Genomic DNA, 19,329 nt, shown 5'->3' with positions numbered 1-19,329 from the left:
AACGAAGTAGTTTATCGATCGACTGTATCGTAAATTCAGTTCAACTGAAATGTTACACCATTCTCAATAAGGTTTTTATGGGCGGGATCTCCTGCCCAACCCCTACTCCCCACAAGAAATTAATTCTTTGTGGAACAGGCCCGAAAGGCCTGTTAAGCGAGAATGGTAGAAGATATCAGATTCAACCAAAGTTTAGCGTAATTATTGCAACACTTAGATACGCTCGATCGCCTTTTCCCTGCTTCAGCTTTTTTTCAATCCCACAACCGCCTGCCTGCTTTGCCGCCGAGTCGCTGGTGAGTATCTTTGAGCAAAGTTGGGATGTCTAACTCTTCGGGACACCGGGGCAAACATTCGCCGCAATCGGTGCAGCGGTTGCCTTTGCTGCCGGGAAACCAGTGTCCGGCATTTTCAAACATTGCATAGCGGTATTTGCCAAAGTCAGTCATGTCGCACCCGACGGCGAGATTGCGGAGTCGCAATACTTCGGGAATGTTGATGTTTTCCGGGCAAGGCAAACAGGCATAGCACTGGCTGCATTTGTCGGTTTTCAAAGTTGCTGCAATAACCGATTCTAGCCGATCGAACGCAGCGATTTCGGAGTTGGTGAGGGGAAAGTCGCGATCGCAATATTTCAGAGGTTGCTCTAATTCTGTGGCATTTGCAGGGCCCACACTCAAAGTCCCAATCCTCGTATCGCTGAGTAAAAATCGATAGTTCAACTCTAAGGGCGAGAAAGGCGAGCACAATTGTGCGAGAGTTTCCGGGGGCGTGTAGAGTTGCCCTCCTTTATCTGCCGGGGAAATGATGAAAACGCCCATATCTTTGTCTTTGGCGAGTTCAATTGCCGGGGCGTTGCGCTGAAAAAAATAGTAATAATGCAGATTGACAAATTCAAACAAATCTGTATTGATTGCAGCCAAAATCAGATCCAGAGGCCCGTGAGTCGAAAAGCCGACGTGCCGAATGATCCCATCAGCCAGGGCTTTGCGTACAGCTTCCATGCAGCCTGTGGGATCTCGCACAATCGCCAAATGTTCCCAAGTATTCAAACCGTGAATTGCCAGACAATCGATATAGTCTAAATTCAGGCGTTTGAGGGATGCGTCGATGCAGCGTTCCATGGCTGCTGCATCCTCGGTTGGGGAAATTTTTGTAGTGACGTGGAGGCGCGATCGATCGACAGACAAACCAGCCGAAAGGGCTGCGCCAAGATATTCCTCGCTGCAACCGTAACCCGCCGCCGTTTCCAGGTGATTGATTCCCTGAGAAACCGCCTGTTGTACAGTCTGACAGGCAGTTTCCTCAGAAGCCAAATAGCGCATGGTTCCCAAGGAAAATACAGACAGGTGCAACTCCGTTTTGCCAAACCGTCGATAGCGCATAAATGTTAGGAAGTTTCGCCCGGGCTAAAGCCGCTTCTCTTAATCAAATCCTCTGGACGGAGGTTTGAGATAAATTCCCGGAAGGCCCGGCGTTCTGCCTCATCAGCATCTCGATCGACAGGTATCGAAGCATCGGCGACGACTTCTTCCATCACCCAGATGGGGCAGTTCGTTCGCAGGGCTAGGGCGATCGCGTCGCTAGGTCGGGCATCGATCTCTTTTTTAACTTCTCCCTGACGGACGATCAGCACGGCATAGAACGTGTTATCTTGCAGCGAGTGAATAACTATGCGCTCCAAGGTAAGACTCCATGCCTCTAAAAAATTGACCATCAGATCGTGAGTTAAGGGCCGAGGAGGCTTGTGGCCTTCGATCGCGCTAATAATAGCCTTTGCTTGCTCCTGACCGATATAAATAGGCAAAGCCCGTCGCTCAGTAGCGTCTCTCAATAGGACAATAGGACTGCGCGTGGCTGCATCTAAGGCAATTCCAGCGACTTTCATTTCAATCATAAAAATGCTCGGTAAGTGGGAAACTCAGAGACTTTAGTCCTGAGAGGGAAACAACATGGGCGGTTTCAACACATTCGACTACGCTCAGTGAGCACCACCTTGAATCCCCTTTCCCCTTTCGGGGGTAGAGGGGTATGGTTGCCCCTCTTTGGAGATATGGTTGTCTCCGGCTCCCTTTCGGGGTAATGTTCGCTTGTCGGTCAATGTTATGAGAGCTTGTTAGACTTGCAACACTGTCGAGCGTGACCTTAAGACTGTTTAATTGCAAATGACAGAGCGGAAAACTAGCGTCGCATTCAAGGAGTGTCGTGACTCAAATAACGTAGCCAGTTAAGGCTGAGGCCCGTCAGCACAGCTTGCTTCGATTGCTCTTACAAGCTCAGTCCCTGGTTTTAGGGCTGGGTTACTGACAGAATTAAGAAACTGCAAGGCGGTAGAAAACTCGGACATAAAGATGACCTAAATCCAGTATGACTCGATCTTCGCCTGAATCTGCAACTGATCTGGGACTATCGATTTTAGATTTTCGATTTTCGATTTTCGATTGACTCCGGGGGACAGGGGGACGGAAAAAGCTCCTGCATCTGGTTTGTGACTGTGGTTTGATGTAAATAGGCGATCGACTAAGGAAAAATACTTATGTTTACAGGACTAATTCAATCTCTCGGAAAACTGAAGTCGCTAGGCAACGATTATTTCCAAATTTCCTGCACATCAAACAACTCCTACCAGATTTTACAAGATTTAGCCATTGGGGACAGCGTAGCCGTGGATGGAGTCTGTTTGACGGTAGTGGAAGTTCTGCCTGCGACGGGTTTTGTCGCCGTCGCTTCCCCAGAAACTCTCCGCCGCACTACTCTGGGCTCATTCCCCGATGCTTTGGTGAACCTAGAAACCTCCCTGCGCGCCGGTAGCAAATTGGGAGGACATTTTGTGACGGGGCACGTAGATGCGATCGGCACTTTAGCCACATCCACCCAAACCGCCAACGCTTGGGAGATGCGCTTTACTGCCCCACCATCCGCCAATTCGGGATGGCAGCGTCAAATAGCACCTTACATCGTTTCCAAGGGCAGCATCGCCGTCAACGGCATCAGCTTAACCGTGGCAGATTGCGATGCTGACGGCAATTGGTTTGAAGTTGCTGTCATTCCCCACAGTTTTGGTGAGACAAACCTCAGCTATTTGCAACCAGGAAGTTTAGTAAACTTAGAAGCAGATATTCTGGGCAAATATGTCGCCAAATTTCTCCGCAGCGGCTCAAAATCCCATCCCGAACCGTGGGAAGAAACCTCCACAATCAACAGTTTAGGAACAATTACACCCGAATTCTTAGCAGAACACGGATTTATGTAATCAATGAAACAATCAAAATCATTGCTGAGCGAAGTAGCTGTGGGCCGGGTAGCATCTTTTTATCATTTAGAATATGACTTTTAGTTGTAGTCTATCACCATTCTCTTGCTTTGCACAACTCATTGATACGTGCTATATACCATTGACGTTGAACAGAGAAGGCGGTACAATTTTTATTAGGGGTTTCTTGGCTATCTCTTCCGCCGACTGTGTAAGTCCTGACTGCGACGAGTGTAAGGTAGAGCTGCCAATCTACAAAGAAAAAAAATTGAAAAACCTTGTTAAAAACCAATGCAGCCAGATTATCAAAAATCTCCCAATTTACCTCTCGTCTCAGTCATTATCCCTGCATACAACGCTGAGCCATTTATTGAAGAAACTCTGAAATCTGTTCTAGCTCAAACTTATCCAGCAATTGAAGTTTTAGTAGTCGATGACGGTTCCCAGGATCGAACCCCTGAAATTGTCGAAAAAATTAGCCAAAAAGATGCTCGCGTCCAGCTTCTGAAACAGCAAAATGCTGGAGTCGCTGCTGCTCGAAACTTAGGAATTCAGCAGTCGAGAGGAGAATATATTGCCCCCATTGATGCCGATGATATTTGGTATCCTGAAAACATAGAAAAACAAGTTGAATGTATGTTGGAGGGAGGCGAAGAAGTAGGGGTGGTCTATTCGTGGACAGTAGACTTAGATGAAAAAGGATTGCTAACAGGAGGATTCCGGTCTTTTAGAATTGAAGGTGACGTGTACGCTACCCTAATCTGCCACAACTTTATAGGAAACGCGAGTGCTTCTATGATCCGTCGCAGTTGTTTGGAAAAGGTGGGGGTTTATGACAAGACATTGAAGGAAAGGAATGCTCAAGGCTGTGAAGACTGGGACTTATACCTGCGGATAGCAGAGCTTTATCAATTTCGAGCCGTGTCGGAATTTTCCATTGGCTATCGCAGAATGTATAACACTATGTCTACCAACTATACGACAATGGCGAATTCTCAATCTTTGATGCTGCAAGCTGCCAAGCAACGGCATCCCGAAATTCCCGATTTCCTGCACCGATTATCTACCAGTAATTTTTTGCTGTACTTAGCGAACCAAAGCAGCCGCAACGGCCGCGATCGCACCGCGCTCTTTTGGTTATTCCAAGCTTTAAAAACTGAGTGCATCTCACCCTTATTGCGTTCTGGCTTTTACATAGTATTGGGAAAGAGCCTTTTAAACCTATTATCCCAGTCTGGGAAACATCAGGATGCTCTCGATGCACCTGTGAGAGTAGAAGATACGCCATCCTCTGAGAACCAACAGATCGGCCGGGAGGTGTTGGTAGAGATCCGGCGCAAAAAGATCGAATTAATGGTAACGATAGGGAACATTTTTCACCGCTCAATTTCCCTCCTTGTCAAGCGAAATCAACCAAATATTGACACGCTCCCTCAAGTGAACATTAGCGCCACTCCCCCGACAGAGGCAGAGTTGTCTTAATGAAAAAAGAAATTAAGACTATTAAAACGTAATTACGCACTGCAACGCAGTGGCGGTGAGCAGTTACCAATTTTTCAAACGATACAGCACCGGCTCAGTATTAAAATTTTTTCCGAAAACTGGTTGCAGCGGGCCTTCGGCACTTGTCAGCCAAGATAGAGCTTTTCTGGTAGCTGCGTTTGTCCCAGTCAGGGGCCCGAATCCCACAGTCCTAATTTTATTTCGCCGTAAATTGTCAATCCATTCCGAAAGTCGATCGGCTCTAAACGGCACATATAAGACTTGTCTGTCCAAATTTCTCCCGTAAAACAGGTAGCTGCGCGAACTTAAAAAGAAGCCTATTCTTTCATCTGGTACTGTATTTTTATCAATATATTCGTAAATACCGCGATACAGTTCTGTGCGTGCGAAATCTCGCTTTTCCCTCCAATTACCAATTACTATCAATCCTATACAGACACCAATTATCACTATGTAAATCGATTTTTTGCGGGTGGGAAATAGATGATTCAGCCATCTATAGCCAGGATTGATTTTCCACAATATCGCAGCCAGTGTCACTGACACAATATAAAATATCGGAGATGGTAATATATCTGGCCAACTGGGGCCTAATATTTTTCCGATAGTATTAATAGCTTCTCTTGGGTTAGACTTAAAATTGTCAATCAATAAACTCCCCCAAACAATACTATCTCCGGTGAAAGAAGCATTTTTAATATAATCAAAAAGTGTGTTGCTAGTAATTCCGAACAAACCACTAACCAACACCACTATCAGAACAACTAGATTTGGAGTTTTTATCCGAGTTGCTGTAGCTGCGGCGGCGATGGCGAGTACGCTTAAAAAGGGAAAGCCGTATCTGAGATTAAAACCCAGTAAAGGGCTGAGTTTACCGATCGAATCTCCCGCCGTACCGGACGTGTAAGGTGTAATTAGATACAGAATTCCTGTGCTGGCGAGAAGTATTATTAAAATAATATTATTTTGATTGATTATTCTGGCTTTACCCTGGATAAACACCAGAGGTGCTGCCAATACCTGAAGCGCGATCGCCAGAAAAGGCAGTTGCAATCTAATGATAATTTGTAAGCCGACAGTTTGCCAGTGGGAAATATTGGTGGGATTAAATTGAGCTGCTAAAGTGCTTTGCCAAATATTGAAAGACGGCGAAGCTGACGGCGCAGGCTGGGTAGGTGTTGCTTGCTGTACGGGAGGTGTTGGCGCAGGTACGGGAGACGGTAAGGAAAAAGGCTGTAAGGGAACTTTAAGATCGCCGACTTCGCCGAGAGGATAATTGATTTGCAGCAAGTTTCTCGTATACCAAAAACCTCCTAAAAGCAAGCAACAAGCTATGCCGCAAACTAACACGGGTTTGATAAAGTGGCGAATTCTAAATTGAGTTGGTGTGGAATTTTTATTAACCGCGAATCTTTTAATTTCTAATATTGCTAATCCTCCTAAAAGTGAGGCTGTATAGACTATTCCCGTAATTTTTATTCCGGCTAGCATTCCTGCGGCTGCCAAAAATAGGGAAAGTTCGGATTGCGATCGGCTGCTATGATAGGATAAACCCAGATACAAACCCGCTGTAAATATTGCAGCTAGCGGTAAGTCTGGGTGAATAGTGTTAACTTGGTTGAGCACCATCGGTACTGTTAATACTAAAGATGCTGCTGCCATGCCGTGAATTCGGGTGGCTCCAAATTTTACGCTCAATAGATATACGGCAATTCCCTCAATTACCCAGGCAATTAGCAGGGGAAAAGCTGCGATAAAATCTTCTCTGAAGGGGAGTACACACAAAGCAGATAAAACGTGCCAATTGTAGGGATATACTTTAGCTTGCTCGTGTTCAAAAATCCAATTTCCGGCGGCATCTAATAAGGTCAATGAATGGGTTTGATACCATCGGGCGATCGCAGGCAGGTGAAACCACAATGAGTCATAATTGGTTGTGGGTTTGCTTGCTAGAGTTTTCCACAGCAAAAATCCTGCAACAGCGGTGGCAACAATAATTAGATATTCGGATAGATCCCGATGTTGCTTGATTCGGGGAATCTGCCACTGCGAGAAGGTAAAAGTTTGGTGGTTTTTGGTATAAATCAGGATGAAGCCGATCGCACAAATCAGAATTTCTGCTATAATCACCGCAGCAATATTTAGTCGATCGGCACTTCCTAAAATCAAGCCGATACAAACTTGTGCAACGCTCCATCCCGTCAGGAGTACGAGGAGAAAATGGGGAAATGAATAGTTATTGTTTTCTTTCTGATTCTCGAAGGCAAGAGACAAGCTTAAGGGAATCGGCCCGACTACAATAATCAGAAATAAAATTAATTCCCACAAATGCTGCGCTATTAGCATAAGCTGCAAGTTACCATTTTTTATGAGTTTTTCCTCGTTACCCGAAAGAGCCTGGTAACGAGGAAAAGCAACGAACACGCGATCCCGTTGCACAAAACATAAATTTTCTTGTGGGGAGTAGGGGCTGGGCTTTTCCACCGTTCCACAAGAAAATTAATCTACGCAATCCCCAATTTTTACCTGTTAGCTTGCTTCTGAGGTTTGGGTTTGACTGCTTCAGAAGCTTTGGGCTTAGAAGTGTCAGCTTTTAACAGTTCCGGGAATGGCGGCTGGAGGTTGTGAACTTCGATGTCCATTCCCAGCGGCAGAGGTGGCAACTGGGGCAGATCGTTTTCCAAATCCTTGAGTCCGCTGGCGGTTTGTATTTCCACCATTTTCGGCATTTGCGGTACTTTGGCGGTTTCCAAACTGCCGATCATTTTTGCCAGAGCGAATTCTAGCTGAGAACCAGGGTCGATCGCCACCCAACCCTGGTCAGTCATTTGCCGAACCTCGAAGTGAAGGTGAGGCCCTGTAGACATTCCCGTACTGCCGACGCGGCCGATCGTCTCTCCCTGTTTCACGAACTCTCCCGGTTTCACAAAGAGTTCCGAAAGGTGAGCGTAGAGAGTTTCCTGAGAATTTTTGTTGTGGTTGAGAACCACCGTCAAACCGTAGCCACCCAACCAATCGGCGATCGCCACTTGACCCGCATAGGCTGCCAGTACGGGCGTTCCCATCGGGGCTCCCAAGTCAGTTCCGGTGTGAAACCTGCCGTAGCCCATAACCGGATGAGTCCGCCACCCAAACGGCGAAGTAATGGCCGAAGCAATAGATAGCGGAAACAGCAAGCTGGTGTTGCCATTTCCGGGCACGCCTGGGGGACGCGGCGTGAGATTGTAGTAAGCAAAACCGGTATTGCTGCCGCTGCTGACACTAACCGCACCGACTTGAACCGGCCCGAGTCCCATGCTGGGCGCTGGAGCGCCGCCGCCGTAAGATGCCGCTCCGGCATAATATCCAGCGTCTGCGGAGTATCCAGTGTCTGCCGAGTAGCCGATGTTAGCCGAGTAGCCGATGTTAGCCGAGTATCCAGTGTCTGCGGAGTATCCTGCGTTAGCCGAGTAGCGCGGGGCTACGTAACCAGATTCCGGCGGGTTGGAACCCCCCCAAACCTGGCTGCCTATTTGTTGAACGGCTTGACCGAGTTTACTGACAGGATTCCCGCTACTATTTCCGGCAACAGTTCCCCGAACCTCGCCCGGAAGGCTTTCTGGCAGATTTCGAGGAGGAGGGGCTGCAATATAGCCGTCGTCTGCGATCGGAGTTTCCGGGCTGTAGTTGGGCTCTGCTGCATCTGCCGTCACCGGCTCGGAAATAGGAGGAGGCGCGCACAAATCGCCACCTCCTTCGCAGCCGTTCGATCGTTCTGCAAACTCTATTCTGGTTGGCGCTTCGTACTCTTGGTACTCGCTGGTAGCGCCAATGCTGTAGTCTGTTTGGTCGATTTCAGCGTGGGCTGGGTTAACTGGCGCTTCAAAAGGCGGCTCTTGGGCCGTCGCTTCTGGCAGGGGAATCAGCGCGGGTTCCGGCAGATAATATTCGGTGGGAGGTGGTTCGCTGGCGTACTCAGGCTCTGACGGCGGTGCGGCATCGAAAGGCTCGGACGGCGGAACTTCTGCCTGCGGTTCAGGGTAGGGTTCTGGCGACCCTTGGCTGAATTCGGGTTCCGGGGGCGGGAGAGGAGCTTCAAATAATGGCTGGAGGTCTGCTGCGCCGGGGACGGCTTGTTCTGCTGGCGGAATTTCGGCTTGGGCCCAAACTAAGCCTTTGCTGAGCAGTCCCAGACTGGCAAGACAACCCAGTCCCACCAGCAGTGAGCGATCGGACAAAAGGCGCGATCGAGTCCGGGCGCCTGTAGGGTTCTTTTTTTGCTGTTTGGTGTTCAAATGGGCTGTTATTTGCTTGTCTGGAACTGGTTTCACGATTTTTTTTCCCAACTCAACAGGGGGCACAAGGATCTCGAATTGACAACTCCTCGGCCCGAAGGCACGAGGATTCTTGGTTCATTGGGACTACTCATGTAGCTAGCCCTCCCCAAAATTCACGCTCGTTTTGCCCAACCGCTGTATATCCACGCTGCAACACCACCTGCGCGGCTGCAACATCTCGATTCGTTTCATAGCCGCACGTTTGACATCTATGCACCCGTTCGGATAGTTCTTTTTTGCCTGTATGGGTTTGACATAAGGGACAAGTTTGACTGGTTCGGTTCGGGTCTACTTTTGCAAAGTATGCACCTCGCTTAAAGCAAACATGACCCAAGATATTCAGGAACTGACCAAACCCTGCATCAAGCGTGTGCTTGCTCATCATTCCGGCTGACATTGCTTTGAGGTTCAAGTCCTCAGCAAATATTGTTTGGGCCCAGTTACATAAATGATGTGCGGTCTTGAAATGAAAGTATGAGCGACTGTTCGAGATGTATTCGTGGTGCTTCGCTATTTGGCGATCAATTTGACGAAACTTTCTAGAGCCTTTTTTCTTGCGCTTGAGTTGACGTTGCAGCAATTTCAGCTTGCGTTGTCCATCCACAAAAAATCGAGGTCTATCAATCAATTCACCATCAGAAGTTGCCAAAAAATGTTTTAACCCTAAATCAATCCCTAATCCATGCCCTGAAGGTGGGGCTTGAGGCACTGCGACATCACATTGCAAACTGAGCATGGCTACGTAACCTGAAGCCCTCTTAACAACGCGAATTTGCTTGACATCAAACCCTTGAGGGATTGGACGCGACAGGTGCATTTTAACTAACCCAATCTTGGGTAGGTTGACCCAATCGGCATTATCAAACCGTATAACGGATTCTAGATTCAATTGAGGGAACACAAATGAGCGCATCCGTTTTTTGAATCTAGGAAAACCGTGTCCTCGTTCCCACATCGCCACAAACGCTGCCTCTAGTTGGCGCAATGCCTGCTGCAATACATGGGTGTGAGGCAGTTTCAACTCAGGAATTAACTTCTTTGCGATTGCCAATGATTTGCATTGGCGGGCAAATGTTGGACGCGGTGCATCAGCAGGGATCATGTATTCCTGCTTAATGCTGCACGAGTTGATCTCACACTTACGAGAATTAACCCAATCTTTTCGTTCTCGCAATCCAAAGTTGTAGACCTTGCGGCAAATATTGAGCCACAGGTCGAAAGTCTGGCGTTGCGCGTCGGTAGGAATGAGCTTGTACTCGTAGGTGAGATTTAACATACAACCATTGTAGAGCCAACATGAATAAATGCGGTGCTGTTTATTCAAACACCTTGCTTGAGAGATTCCGAACCGAAATTCCCCCTAGAAGGGGGAGGCTTGTATCCCCTTTTTTTGGTCAGGATCGAATGTATGGCAATCCTTGTCTTTATATACAGGCTTAACTGATTTTACCGGGCTTGAGGCAATTTTTTCTGCACATCGAACAAGCTCAAATGCTTTACGCATTCAGTCGCGATCGATATCCGGTTTTTTTGAGCCCGATGGCACTTGCCTAGAAGTCTGTGACGGCCACACTGTTGACATCCACCCAGGCGTAAACGCACGGGGATTCCTCAACCTCACGATTCAGGTTTCTGCTTCTGTCCCTTACGGGGTTTCGCACCAGCCTTAACAGATTTACTCTGTTCAGGTCTTACAGTCGCTCCACAGACTGACACGGCAAGCCCTGCCGCCAAAATATTTTTTGCCGCATTAATATCTCGGTCATGGCGCGTCCCGCAATTAGGACAATCCCATTCTCGGATATTCAACGGCATCTTGTTAACGATGTGTCCGCAATTACCACACCGTTTTGAACTCGGAAACCATCGGTCAATCTTAATTAAAGTGCGACCGTACCAATCGCACTTGTAGTCAAGTTGTCTGACTAATTCCCCCCAACTTGCATCACTTATAGAAGCGGCAAGTTTAGGGTTTTTAACCATATTCTTCACAGCTAAGTTTTCTACGGCGATGGCGCAAGTTTTCACGCACCAACCGCGTTGTTAACTTGTGAAGATTATCTTTCCTTGCATCAGTAATTTCTTGATGCACTTTCGCTACTTTAAGCCGTGCTTTGTGACGGTTGTTGGACCCTTTTTGTTTGCGATTTAAAGATTTTTGCGCTCTTCTAAGTTGGCGATATTTTGCCTTGAATCCTTTGGGATTGGCAATCTTTTCGCCAGTGCTATAAGTGAGCAAGCTTGTAACTCCCAGGTCGATACCGACTTGATTATCTGTTTTGGGTAATGCTTCAATTTCAACATCTACCAGCAGAGAAACTGACCACCTACCTGATGGTGCAAGCTTTACTGTAATTGTTGATGGTCGGCAACCATCAGGTAGTGTCCGGCTCCAGCGAATGGGTAACGCTTCTGTGCTTTTTGCTAGGTAGACTTGTCCATCTCTGAACTTAAATGCTGACTTGGTAAATTCTGCACTACCACCGTTGCGTTTCTTTTTGAAGTTAGGATATTTTGCCCGCCCATCAAAAAAGTTGGTATAAGCCGTTTGTAAATGTCTCAAGCATTGCTGTAATGGCACACAGCTAACTTTGTTCAGAAAATCTAGTTCTTCGGTTTTCTTCCATTCGGTTAACATTGAAGAAGTCTCAGCATAGCCTACCCGTTTCTGTTGTGCGTACAAAGCTTCCGTTCTTGTGGCTAAAGCACGGTTGTAGACCAAACGAACACAACCCAAAGTACGTCGCAACAAACTTTCTTGTTCCGGCGTTGGGTAGAATCGATAGCTGAAGGCTTTTAGTGTCATGCTGACCTTAAGTACGCTGTTTCACATACTAGCACGTCTAATGTGAAATGGTAGAGCTTAACAAAAATTCATGTAAAGCCTTCCTAAAAGGACGGGGTTTGGGCCCTCCGCTTCGCTCCGCCCATTTTTTTGATGATTCGCTTGAGTAAGGATAGGTTTCATGACTGTAGCTGGCGATCGCTTGACAAATTTTCCTGACTCTGAGTGCGTCGGAGAGCCTGACGGTATCAGTTGGGACTGGCAGAGTTCTGAAGGCTTGCCCTATCTGACTTGCAGCTTGCTTTCTCGCTGGTCTCACGGCTTTTTTACTCGCGATTTCTCGCCCCAGGGGCCGATCGAGCTGACGGAAGTTCTCGAACCGAAAGCTAAGGTTTACCGACTCCAACAGGTACACGGCAATGCGGTACTCAAAACCACTGAGTTGTCCCCGGTTGTGGCTCCGGGCCCGGAAACCGCTGCCCCAAGCTATGCTGAGGCTGATGGCTTGGTTGCCGAGCGAGAATTGGAGGCGCTGTGGGTTTGCTCCGCTGACTGCGTGCCGGTGCTGATTGCTGACGATCGCACGGGACTGGTTGCGGCAGTTCACGCGGGTTGGCGCGGGACTGCTGCTAAGATATTACCAGAGGCGATCGCTCAACTTGTGGCACAAGGCAGTCAACTAGAAAATCTGAAGATTGCTATGGGGCCGGCGATCGCTGGAGAGGTTTACCAGGTATCTGTGGAAGTGGCAGCGGAACTGGGAGCCACCATTGCTCCTAGGAGTGCCGTTAGTGCGACAGGAGACGGCATCTGCGAGTTTTTGCATCAACTCCCCGAAACGCCTGTCTTAGCCGATCCCGAACCGGGAAAAGTACGCTTGGATGTTCGCATCTGCAATGCTCTGCAATTGCAGCAGTTGGGAATCGATATTTCTCAAGTGGCGATCGCTCCTTTCTGTACTTATTCTGACTCGGCTCGCTTTTTTTCCTACCGCCGCGATCGACTTAAAAAAGTCCAGTGGTCGGGAATTGTGAGCGCCAGCAGGACTTGTCCCTTCTGAGGGCATTTGGCAGAAGGTAAAATTTTAGACGGCCCAGATAAAAATAAAAATCTTTGGATTCATTATTTTTTATTTACGAATGCCAAATGCCTTCTAGTTTCTACCTTCGTAAGGTTTGCTGGTTCCTGTTTTAAAACACTAAAAACTAGCAGCAAAACTTTTGGGAAAGCGGCAGAGCTCCCGCCCCGCTTTCCTCTCTTGTTAAGATTGCTATATAACGAGAGTCTTCAGCGGGTTATTACAATGAGTGAGCCAACTCCCTATCAACTTCTTGAAGTCGATGAAGATGCTTCCTTTGATGAAGTGCAAGAGGCCCGCACGCGCCTAGGCGAGCAGTACAGCGGTGACAAGAAACGTTTGGAATTGATCGAAGCAGCTTACGATGCGATCCTCATGGATCGCCTGCGGCAGCGACAGGAAGGCAAAATTAAAGTACCCGAACGCATCCGCTTTCCCGAACGGCTGACTCCCCCACCCCCAAGCTTTACTCCGTCTCCTCCTAGTGGCAGCCCAGCTTGGTTGCAGCGGTTAATCGATACTCCTAGTCGATCGGACATTTTGTGGCCGGCTGGGGTGTATGTGGGGTTAGGCGGACTGAGTATTTATCCGGCGGCTAATGATGGTTTACTACAGTTGACTCTGGCTCTTGGGGTCGGCTGTTGTCTTTATTTTGTTAATCGCAAGGAACAAAAATTTGGTCGGGCTGTGCTGCTGACTGTGGCTGGCTTGGTTATAGGCTTGTTGCTGGGAGGCTTTTTGGGTTCTTTGGTCAGTCCGGCATTTATAACAACAGAGAAATTTATCGCTTTGTTTACGTTTTTAATTCTGTGGCTGGTCAGCGGTTTTCTGCGATAGTCAGTTGTCAGTTGACAGTTGACAGTTGACTGTTGTCAGTTGTCAGTTGTCAGTTGTCAGTTGTCCACAGTCATCAATCATTAGTCAAGCATCAACAGTCATTAGTTATTGGTAATTGTTAATGGGTAATTAGTAATTGGTAATTGGTAACAATCAACTAACTACTAACACCTAAAACCTACGAACCAACCAATAACAATTAACCAATAACAATAATTAACCACTGCCAACTGTCAACTGTCAACTGTCAACTGACTACTGACTACTGACTATCTAAAATAATCTCAACTGCTTCACTCAAATTGTTAGCAATTAAATCCGGTTGGTGCATTTCTAGTTGGGTGCGATCGCGAATTCCGCACAAAACACCAATTACCTTGACGCCGTGCGTTTTTGCTGATATAATATCGGCTTCCGTATCGCCCACCATCCAAGTGTCAGAAGCCGGCGGCAGTTCGGCGAGAGCTCTTGCCATCAACAGGGGCTTATCTTTGACATCCCCGGTTTTAACGTAATCGTTGGGGAGGCAATAGCGGCGGTTTTCCGGGAAAAAATGCCCTAAATTGCAGCGGTTGAAGGCTTCATCTAGTTCCCTAACGCGGCGCATGGTCATCACCGCTAAGTCTACTCCAGCGCCCTGCACCTTTTCGAGAGTTTCCAGAGCGGTGGGAACTGGTCGATCGTAAATCATGTAGGGTAGGGTGTGGACGGTTTGACGGCGTTTCTGGGCAAAATCGCGGGCTTGGGCAGCGTCTAATCCTGAGAGGATGGCGATTTCGGTTTCGGGAACCCGCGCGCGCTTCATGTCCCAAAACTCTGCCTTGGGGAGTTCGCGCACTGGTTGCCCCTCACGTTGAGTCTCGGCCAGACAATACTGGTAAACTCGGTAGTAGCGATCGGACACGTCCATGATCGGGCCGTCAAAGTCGGTAATAAGTCTCAGCATTTAGCAGAGTATTTTTAAGCTTTTATACAAATCTTTCGATACTATATCACTTAAAGGTAACACTTTATTTACAAAATTTGACACAAATACCCTGGGGAGGTAAGGTCTATAGGAATGGTGCTAATTAAAGCAAACATTTGAATTAAACTGTGCTGTTCCTCAACTTGAGCGGTTGTCAGCCATATCGGGGAATTTAAAATGAAAATGTGCCGCACAAATAGTGTAAACCGCTACATCTTGTTCATAAATTTCAACCTCAATAGAGGCTGATTTTGACTGCGCTTTCTCAAAAAAAGTGGGTTCAATTAATATTTTGCCCCATTTTTAAAATAAGCAAAAACTGCTTGGAGAATCCAAAGTGTACTGTTTGCATAAATTAGCCAGCGGTAACAAGTGATGACATCTGCCAGTATAAAAATTTCCCTGAGAAATCGCAGCCAAACAACAACTAACTTTACCGGCTAACCTTTGAGAGAGATGCTCTACAATAACGAGATGCTTCCAACATTAACTGTAGAGAGCAGCCCCAGAAGTATTAATATTCTTCTTTATAAGCTGTTATCCTTACGCAGGATTGAATACCTCACAGTCGATCGGGAACTCAAAATTAAAGAAATATCTTTGAAAGTGCAAGATTTTGCCTACATTCATGAGGAAGTAGGCGAAGGAAAAGACGTGCGCGATAGTTTTCCAGAACTGATCGGAATTGAAGGAATCCTTGAAGATATTATTGAAGAACGACAGCAAGACTTTCAGTTAAAATCAATTAGCCGAGTTCTCGAAGACGGATCTTATTTGTATCTAAATTTGTACATTTTTGGTTATAAGGGACAAGCCACTGCTGACAGATTGATTATTTTATGCGAAGATGTGACAGATAGCATAGGATCTCCGCCAACCATCGTTCAGGCTGCCAACAAAACAAGTATTAAAGGTGAGAACTTAGCTGCGGCTGGCGATTATATTGACAAAATCATTAATTCCCTAGGGGATGTTTTGTTCGTAACAGGAACATCGGGCCAAATCAAAAAAGTGAATCAAGCTGCACAGCAATTATTTGGATATACCGAATCGGAATTAATCGGCCAATCCATATCCATGATTACGGCTGAGGAGGAATTGTTACGCAAAGTCAGCCAGCTACCTCCTGCACTTAAAAGCGAATATTGGCCTCAAGTAAAAGTAACTTGCCAAACGAAAATAGGTTTAAAGCTGATTGTTGCGTTTTCATGCTCTAGTTTTGAGACAAGCACAGGAAGCCCGGATGCAGATAGCGAGGTTATACAAGATTTTGTATATATCGGCAAAGACATTACCAAGCAACAACGCATAAAAAAGTGTCAAGAAGCACAGTATGCTGTTACTCATATCCTATCAGAATCAAGTTCTCTAGATAATGCAACTCCGAGAATTTTGCAAGCTATTTGCCAAAGTTTTGGGTGGGATCTTGGCGAACTTTGGACGCCTGCAGAGGCGGAGGAAGAAACTAGATTGGGTGCGGAAATAAAATCGGAAAAAGAGTCACTTTGGTGCCTGCCGCTTTGCTGTCCGATCGCGGAAACTCGTTGTTGGCGGCGGGGGGTAGTTTGGCAGGCAGCGGAGGAAGTTAGGGAGTTTGCCGAAAACAACGAGCAGATTACTTTGGCGGCGGGTGAGGGTTTGCCCGGAGCAGTTTCCAAGAGCGGTTCTCCGCAGTGGATTACGGATCTTGTGGGCGATCGCAATTTCGTGCGATCGCACTTGGCCCAGGAAGCGGGACTGCGATCGGGATTCGGTTTCCCCATTCACGCTAGGGGCCAAGTTGTAGGAGTAATGACTTTTTTTTGCCGGGAAGAACTGCCGCCCGATCAAGATTTACTTCAGATAATAGCTGTGGTAAGTTCTCAATTAGGAGAATTTGTCAAGCGCAAATATGCAGAGCAAGAATTGTACGAAGCTGAAGCTTCAATCCGATTTTTGTACGAACAAGAAAAACGGCAAAGTGAAGAATTAGCTCGGCAAAATTTAGCTTTAGAACAAGCCAAATTAGAATTACAAGCAGCTAACATGGAATTGCAGCGGCTCGCTTCGGTGGATGGATTGACTCAAATTCCCAACCGCCGCTGTTTTGACAAAAAATTGGAGTTAGAATGGCAGTTGATGGAGCGAGAAAAAGAGTCGCTGTCTTTAATTTTGTGCGATATCGATTTTTTCAAACTTTACAACGATCGTTACGGGCATCAAGGAGGCGACGAATGTTTAAAAAAAGTGGCCGAAATTTTAGCTAACAACGCTCAGCGGGCAGGAGATTTAGCCGCCCGCTACGGCGGCGAAGAATTTGCGGTAATTTTGCCGCGAACTGATGTGCAGGGAGCCATGCGGGTAGCTGAAGCAATTCGCAGCGATTTGAAAGCGGCGGGTATTTTTCATGCTGCTTCCAAGGTAAGTGAGTTTATAACTCTCAGTATGGGGATCGCTAATGCTGTGCCTGCTGCTGGTTTATCGATTGAGGGGTTAATTGGACAGGCCGATCGAGCGCTGTATCGAGCTAAACTAGAAGGGCGGGATCGGATAGTTTGCCTAGACTTGAAAAGAGAATTTCAGGGCCCGAAAGGAGTATTTTCTGATGATTGTGAGAGAAGCTAAAATCGCTGACGCACCTGCAATCGCACGGGTTAATCTAGATACTTGGCGGACAGCTTACCGAAAAATTGTACCAGCAGATTACCTCGCACAGTTATCCTATGAAAAGCGAGAAAGCAATTGGCAAGAACTCCTGGTAAACGCAGAAAAAAGTAAAAATTTTGTGTGCGTTGCGGAGAATGAATCGGGAGAAATTGTGGGTTTTGCTGCCGGTGGTTGCGAGCGCACCGGCAAATATATATATAAAGGAGAATTATTTGCCATCTATATTTTGGAGGAATATCAGCGTCAAGGAATCGGGCGGCAACTCGTGAGAACAGTTGCCACAAAATTGGCAGAATTAAGTTTGAACTCGATGCTGGTTTGGGTACTAGGAGACAATTCAGCCTATAGGTTTTATGAATTATTAGGAGGTGAAAAAGTAGACGAACAGCAAACAACTCGAGCAGGAGTTGCACTAAAAGAAATTGCCTACGGGTGGAAAGATATCGCCGTGCTGATTAACACGCCTGTATGACCTAAAAAGTGGAATTTTTGTCAATCATCTATCAAACTTCCCCTCTTCATTTGTTCGCGTTCAATTGCCTCAAACAAAGCTCGAAAATTCCCCGCCCCAAAACCTCCAGCTTGCACCTGTGTGCCGTTAACTAAACTAACTCGGCGCTCAATAATCTCGAAAAAGAAAGTCGGTTCTGCAAAAATTGGCTGGGTAAATATTTGCAGCAGCATCGCTGCGGGAGTATCTTCTTGCCAATCTGCCAAAACTTGACAAGCTGCAATTGCTTGCCAATCTGCGGGCACATAGTTTTGCCGCTGCTGCAATTCGGAGTAGTATGTTGGAGGAACCGGAAGAAAAGGCAAACCGCGCGATCGCAAATCGGCAACAACCCCCACAATATTATTAGTTTGCAAAGCCATGTGCTGAATTCCCGGCCCCCGATTTGCGCTCAAAAACTCTTGAATTTGAGAATTAGCTGATGCCGGTTCATTAATCGGGAATTGCACCCCACCTTCAGCGTGCACCATAACTTGGCTCCGCAAAGCCGATTTCTCAGTCTGAATGTCAAAATTTTGCTGCGGTTGAAAACCTAATATTTTTTCATACCAACTAACAGCACTTGACAAATCGCCCGATTCAACATTTAACACTACGTGGTCGATTAGGGTAAACACCGGCAGCTTAGGAGAAGCCGATAGCAGTGAATGGCCGCCAATTCGCTCAACGAGCGTGTGGCTTAAATCTCCCCAACCAGCGATTTTTGCCCGCTTAAAATAGCCTCCTTCGTTTAGGTCTTCTTGAATCGGTTCCAGGATTTTAGCGCCTTCGGCCGCCGCTCTAGCTACCGCCAATTCGATATTTTTTACCCGAAAACCCACATCGGCAATTCCTGGAGGGTGAAACTTCAACCAAGTAGCAGCGGGACTAGCGGGTGTCAGGGGCGAAGATAAAACAAAACGTACATTGCCGCTGCTGACAACCTCAGTTCTAGTGTGGCTGTTGGCATAACCTGCCGTTGATTGAAAGCCTAAGCGGCTGACAAACCAGTCGCGGGATATTTTAGCATTTTCAACGTAAAAGTGAATGCGATCGAACTCCATAATCAATAATTGAAAATGGAAACTGAAAAATGGAAAATCTGCTGATTTTCAAGGTCAAACTGCCAGGTAGGGACTGAGTAATGGAGATGTTTCATACTTTTTATTGCGCGCCCACTTAATAATAACCTAAAGATTGAATATCCTAGCTCCCTCTGAAGGCAGAAATAAGTCGGCACTTAAAAGAAACCCGTTGTCTGCGATAACTTAGGTTTGACCGCTAGACCTTCGCCAATAGGACTAAGGCAAAAAATGGTTTGACGTGCTACTTATATGGGTAAGGTGCGGCAGAAGAGCACTCTACATAATTAGGTGCTGTGCAAGTTCTCAAACCTAAAGATATGATAATTTTTCGGGGCTTGAGGCGCCGCTGTCTTCTGCCTTCAAATGACA

Annotated in this window: 13 protein-coding genes and 1 pseudogene; 6 read left to right on the top strand and 8 right to left on the bottom strand. The window is 46.8% G+C overall.

Annotated features, from left to right (window positions below):
* Nucleotides 1-254: 254 nt before the first annotated feature.
* Nucleotides 255-1,385, bottom strand: coding sequence for an aldo/keto reductase (locus QT992_RS07795; RefSeq protein WP_333138948.1), 1,131 nt, complete (start codon nucleotides 1,383-1,385; stop codon nucleotides 255-257).
* A gap of 5 nt (nucleotides 1,386-1,390) precedes the next feature.
* Complete coding sequence (locus QT992_RS07790) at nucleotides 1,391-1,897, bottom strand: bifunctional nuclease family protein (protein WP_006635481.1); 507 nt, start codon at nucleotides 1,895-1,897, stop codon at nucleotides 1,391-1,393.
* A gap of 639 nt (nucleotides 1,898-2,536) precedes the next feature.
* On the opposite strand from QT992_RS07790, the gene ribE reads away from it, so the two are divergent.
* Nucleotides 2,537-3,253, top strand: a complete 717-nt coding sequence (gene ribE, locus QT992_RS07785; RefSeq protein ID WP_333315892.1) for a riboflavin synthase — start codon at nucleotides 2,537-2,539, stop codon at nucleotides 3,251-3,253.
* Between the two features lie 291 nt (nucleotides 3,254-3,544).
* Complete coding sequence (locus tag QT992_RS07780) at nucleotides 3,545-4,735, top strand: glycosyltransferase family 2 protein (protein ID WP_333336854.1); 1,191 nt, start codon at nucleotides 3,545-3,547, stop codon at nucleotides 4,733-4,735.
* 63 nt (nucleotides 4,736-4,798) lie between these two features.
* Here QT992_RS07780 and QT992_RS07775 read toward each other — a convergent pair whose 3' ends face one another.
* The 4 genes and pseudogenes from QT992_RS07775 to QT992_RS07760 all read right to left on the bottom strand — a co-directional run bounded on the left by QT992_RS07775 (nucleotide 4,799) and on the right by QT992_RS07760 (nucleotide 11,878).
* A complete protein-coding gene (locus QT992_RS07775) occupies nucleotides 4,799-7,195 on the bottom strand; it encodes a hypothetical protein (protein ID WP_333336852.1) in 2,397 nt (798 codons plus the stop codon).
* Nucleotides 7,196-7,278: 83 nt separating this feature from the next.
* Complete coding sequence (locus QT992_RS07770; RefSeq protein ID WP_333376766.1) at nucleotides 7,279-9,066, bottom strand: peptidoglycan DD-metalloendopeptidase family protein; 1,788 nt, start codon at nucleotides 9,064-9,066, stop codon at nucleotides 7,279-7,281.
* 94 nt (nucleotides 9,067-9,160) lie between these two features.
* Complete coding sequence (locus QT992_RS07765) at nucleotides 9,161-10,348, bottom strand: transposase (protein ID WP_333376764.1); 1,188 nt, start codon at nucleotides 10,346-10,348, stop codon at nucleotides 9,161-9,163.
* Nucleotides 10,349-10,689: 341 nt separating this feature from the next.
* A pseudogene (locus QT992_RS07760) lies at nucleotides 10,690-11,878 on the bottom strand (RNA-guided endonuclease InsQ/TnpB family protein).
* A gap of 160 nt (nucleotides 11,879-12,038) precedes the next feature.
* On the opposite strand from QT992_RS07760, the gene pgeF reads away from it, so the two are divergent.
* Entirely contained in the window at nucleotides 12,039-12,917 is an 879-nt protein-coding gene (gene pgeF, locus QT992_RS07755) for a peptidoglycan editing factor PgeF (protein ID WP_333376762.1), read from the top strand.
* A gap of 243 nt (nucleotides 12,918-13,160) precedes the next feature.
* A complete protein-coding gene (locus QT992_RS07750; RefSeq protein WP_333156985.1) occupies nucleotides 13,161-13,772 on the top strand; it encodes a CPP1-like family protein in 612 nt (203 codons plus the stop codon).
* 262 nt (nucleotides 13,773-14,034) lie between these two features.
* Here QT992_RS07750 and QT992_RS07745 read toward each other — a convergent pair whose 3' ends face one another.
* Nucleotides 14,035-14,718 carry an HAD family hydrolase gene (locus QT992_RS07745; protein ID WP_333315885.1) on the bottom strand — a complete coding sequence of 228 codons (684 nt, stop codon included), beginning with the start codon at nucleotides 14,716-14,718 and terminating at the stop codon, nucleotides 14,035-14,037.
* 495 nt (nucleotides 14,719-15,213) lie between these two features.
* Between QT992_RS07745 and QT992_RS07740 the strand changes: the two genes are divergently transcribed.
* Entirely contained in the window at nucleotides 15,214-17,343 is a 2,130-nt protein-coding gene (locus QT992_RS07740) for a diguanylate cyclase domain-containing protein (protein ID WP_333336846.1), read from the top strand.
* The gene (locus QT992_RS07735) at nucleotides 17,324-17,857 is read left to right on the top strand and encodes a GNAT family N-acetyltransferase (RefSeq protein ID WP_333336844.1); all 534 of its coding nucleotides are present in this window, start codon (nucleotides 17,324-17,326) and stop codon (nucleotides 17,855-17,857) included. Before QT992_RS07740 ends, QT992_RS07735 begins: the two co-directional genes overlap by 20 nt.
* A gap of 20 nt (nucleotides 17,858-17,877) precedes the next feature.
* On the opposite strand, the gene hppD is transcribed toward QT992_RS07735, so the two are convergent.
* Complete coding sequence (hppD, locus tag QT992_RS07730) at nucleotides 17,878-18,939, bottom strand: 4-hydroxyphenylpyruvate dioxygenase (RefSeq protein WP_333315882.1); 1,062 nt, start codon at nucleotides 18,937-18,939, stop codon at nucleotides 17,878-17,880.
* Between the last annotated feature and the right edge of the window lie 390 nt (nucleotides 18,940-19,329).

The sequence above is a fragment of the Microcoleus sp. T3_D1 genome (assembly GCF_036700405.1).
GTDB lineage: Bacteria > Cyanobacteriota > Cyanobacteriia > Cyanobacteriales > Microcoleaceae > Microcoleus.
Note: the sequence above shows the minus strand (reverse complement) of the source record. Positions and strands in the feature narration are given on the sequence as shown.

What these genes read in the sequence shown, in the direction of transcription:
- hppD (WP_333315882.1), bottom strand. Translation starts at nt 18,939, where the DNA reads ATGGAGTTCGATCGCATTCACTTTTACGTTGAAAATGCTAAAATATCC.
- QT992_RS07735 (WP_333336844.1), top strand. Translation starts at nt 17,324, where the DNA reads ATGATTGTGAGAGAAGCTAAAATCGCTGACGCACCTGCAATCGCACGG.
- QT992_RS07765 (WP_333376764.1), bottom strand. Translation starts at nt 10,348, where the DNA reads ATGTTAAATCTCACCTACGAGTACAAGCTCATTCCTACCGACGCGCAA.
- pgeF (WP_333376762.1), top strand. Translation starts at nt 12,039, where the DNA reads ATGACTGTAGCTGGCGATCGCTTGACAAATTTTCCTGACTCTGAGTGC.
- QT992_RS07795 (WP_333138948.1), bottom strand. Translation starts at nt 1,385, where the DNA reads ATGCGCTATCGACGGTTTGGCAAAACGGAGTTGCACCTGTCTGTATTT.
- QT992_RS07740 (WP_333336846.1), top strand. Translation starts at nt 15,214, where the DNA reads ATGCTTCCAACATTAACTGTAGAGAGCAGCCCCAGAAGTATTAATATT.
- QT992_RS07750 (WP_333156985.1), top strand. Translation starts at nt 13,161, where the DNA reads ATGAGTGAGCCAACTCCCTATCAACTTCTTGAAGTCGATGAAGATGCT.
- QT992_RS07780 (WP_333336854.1), top strand. Translation starts at nt 3,545, where the DNA reads ATGCAGCCAGATTATCAAAAATCTCCCAATTTACCTCTCGTCTCAGTC.
- ribE (WP_333315892.1), top strand. Translation starts at nt 2,537, where the DNA reads ATGTTTACAGGACTAATTCAATCTCTCGGAAAACTGAAGTCGCTAGGC.
- QT992_RS07745 (WP_333315885.1), bottom strand. Translation starts at nt 14,718, where the DNA reads ATGCTGAGACTTATTACCGACTTTGACGGCCCGATCATGGACGTGTCC.
- QT992_RS07790 (WP_006635481.1), bottom strand. Translation starts at nt 1,897, where the DNA reads ATGATTGAAATGAAAGTCGCTGGAATTGCCTTAGATGCAGCCACGCGC.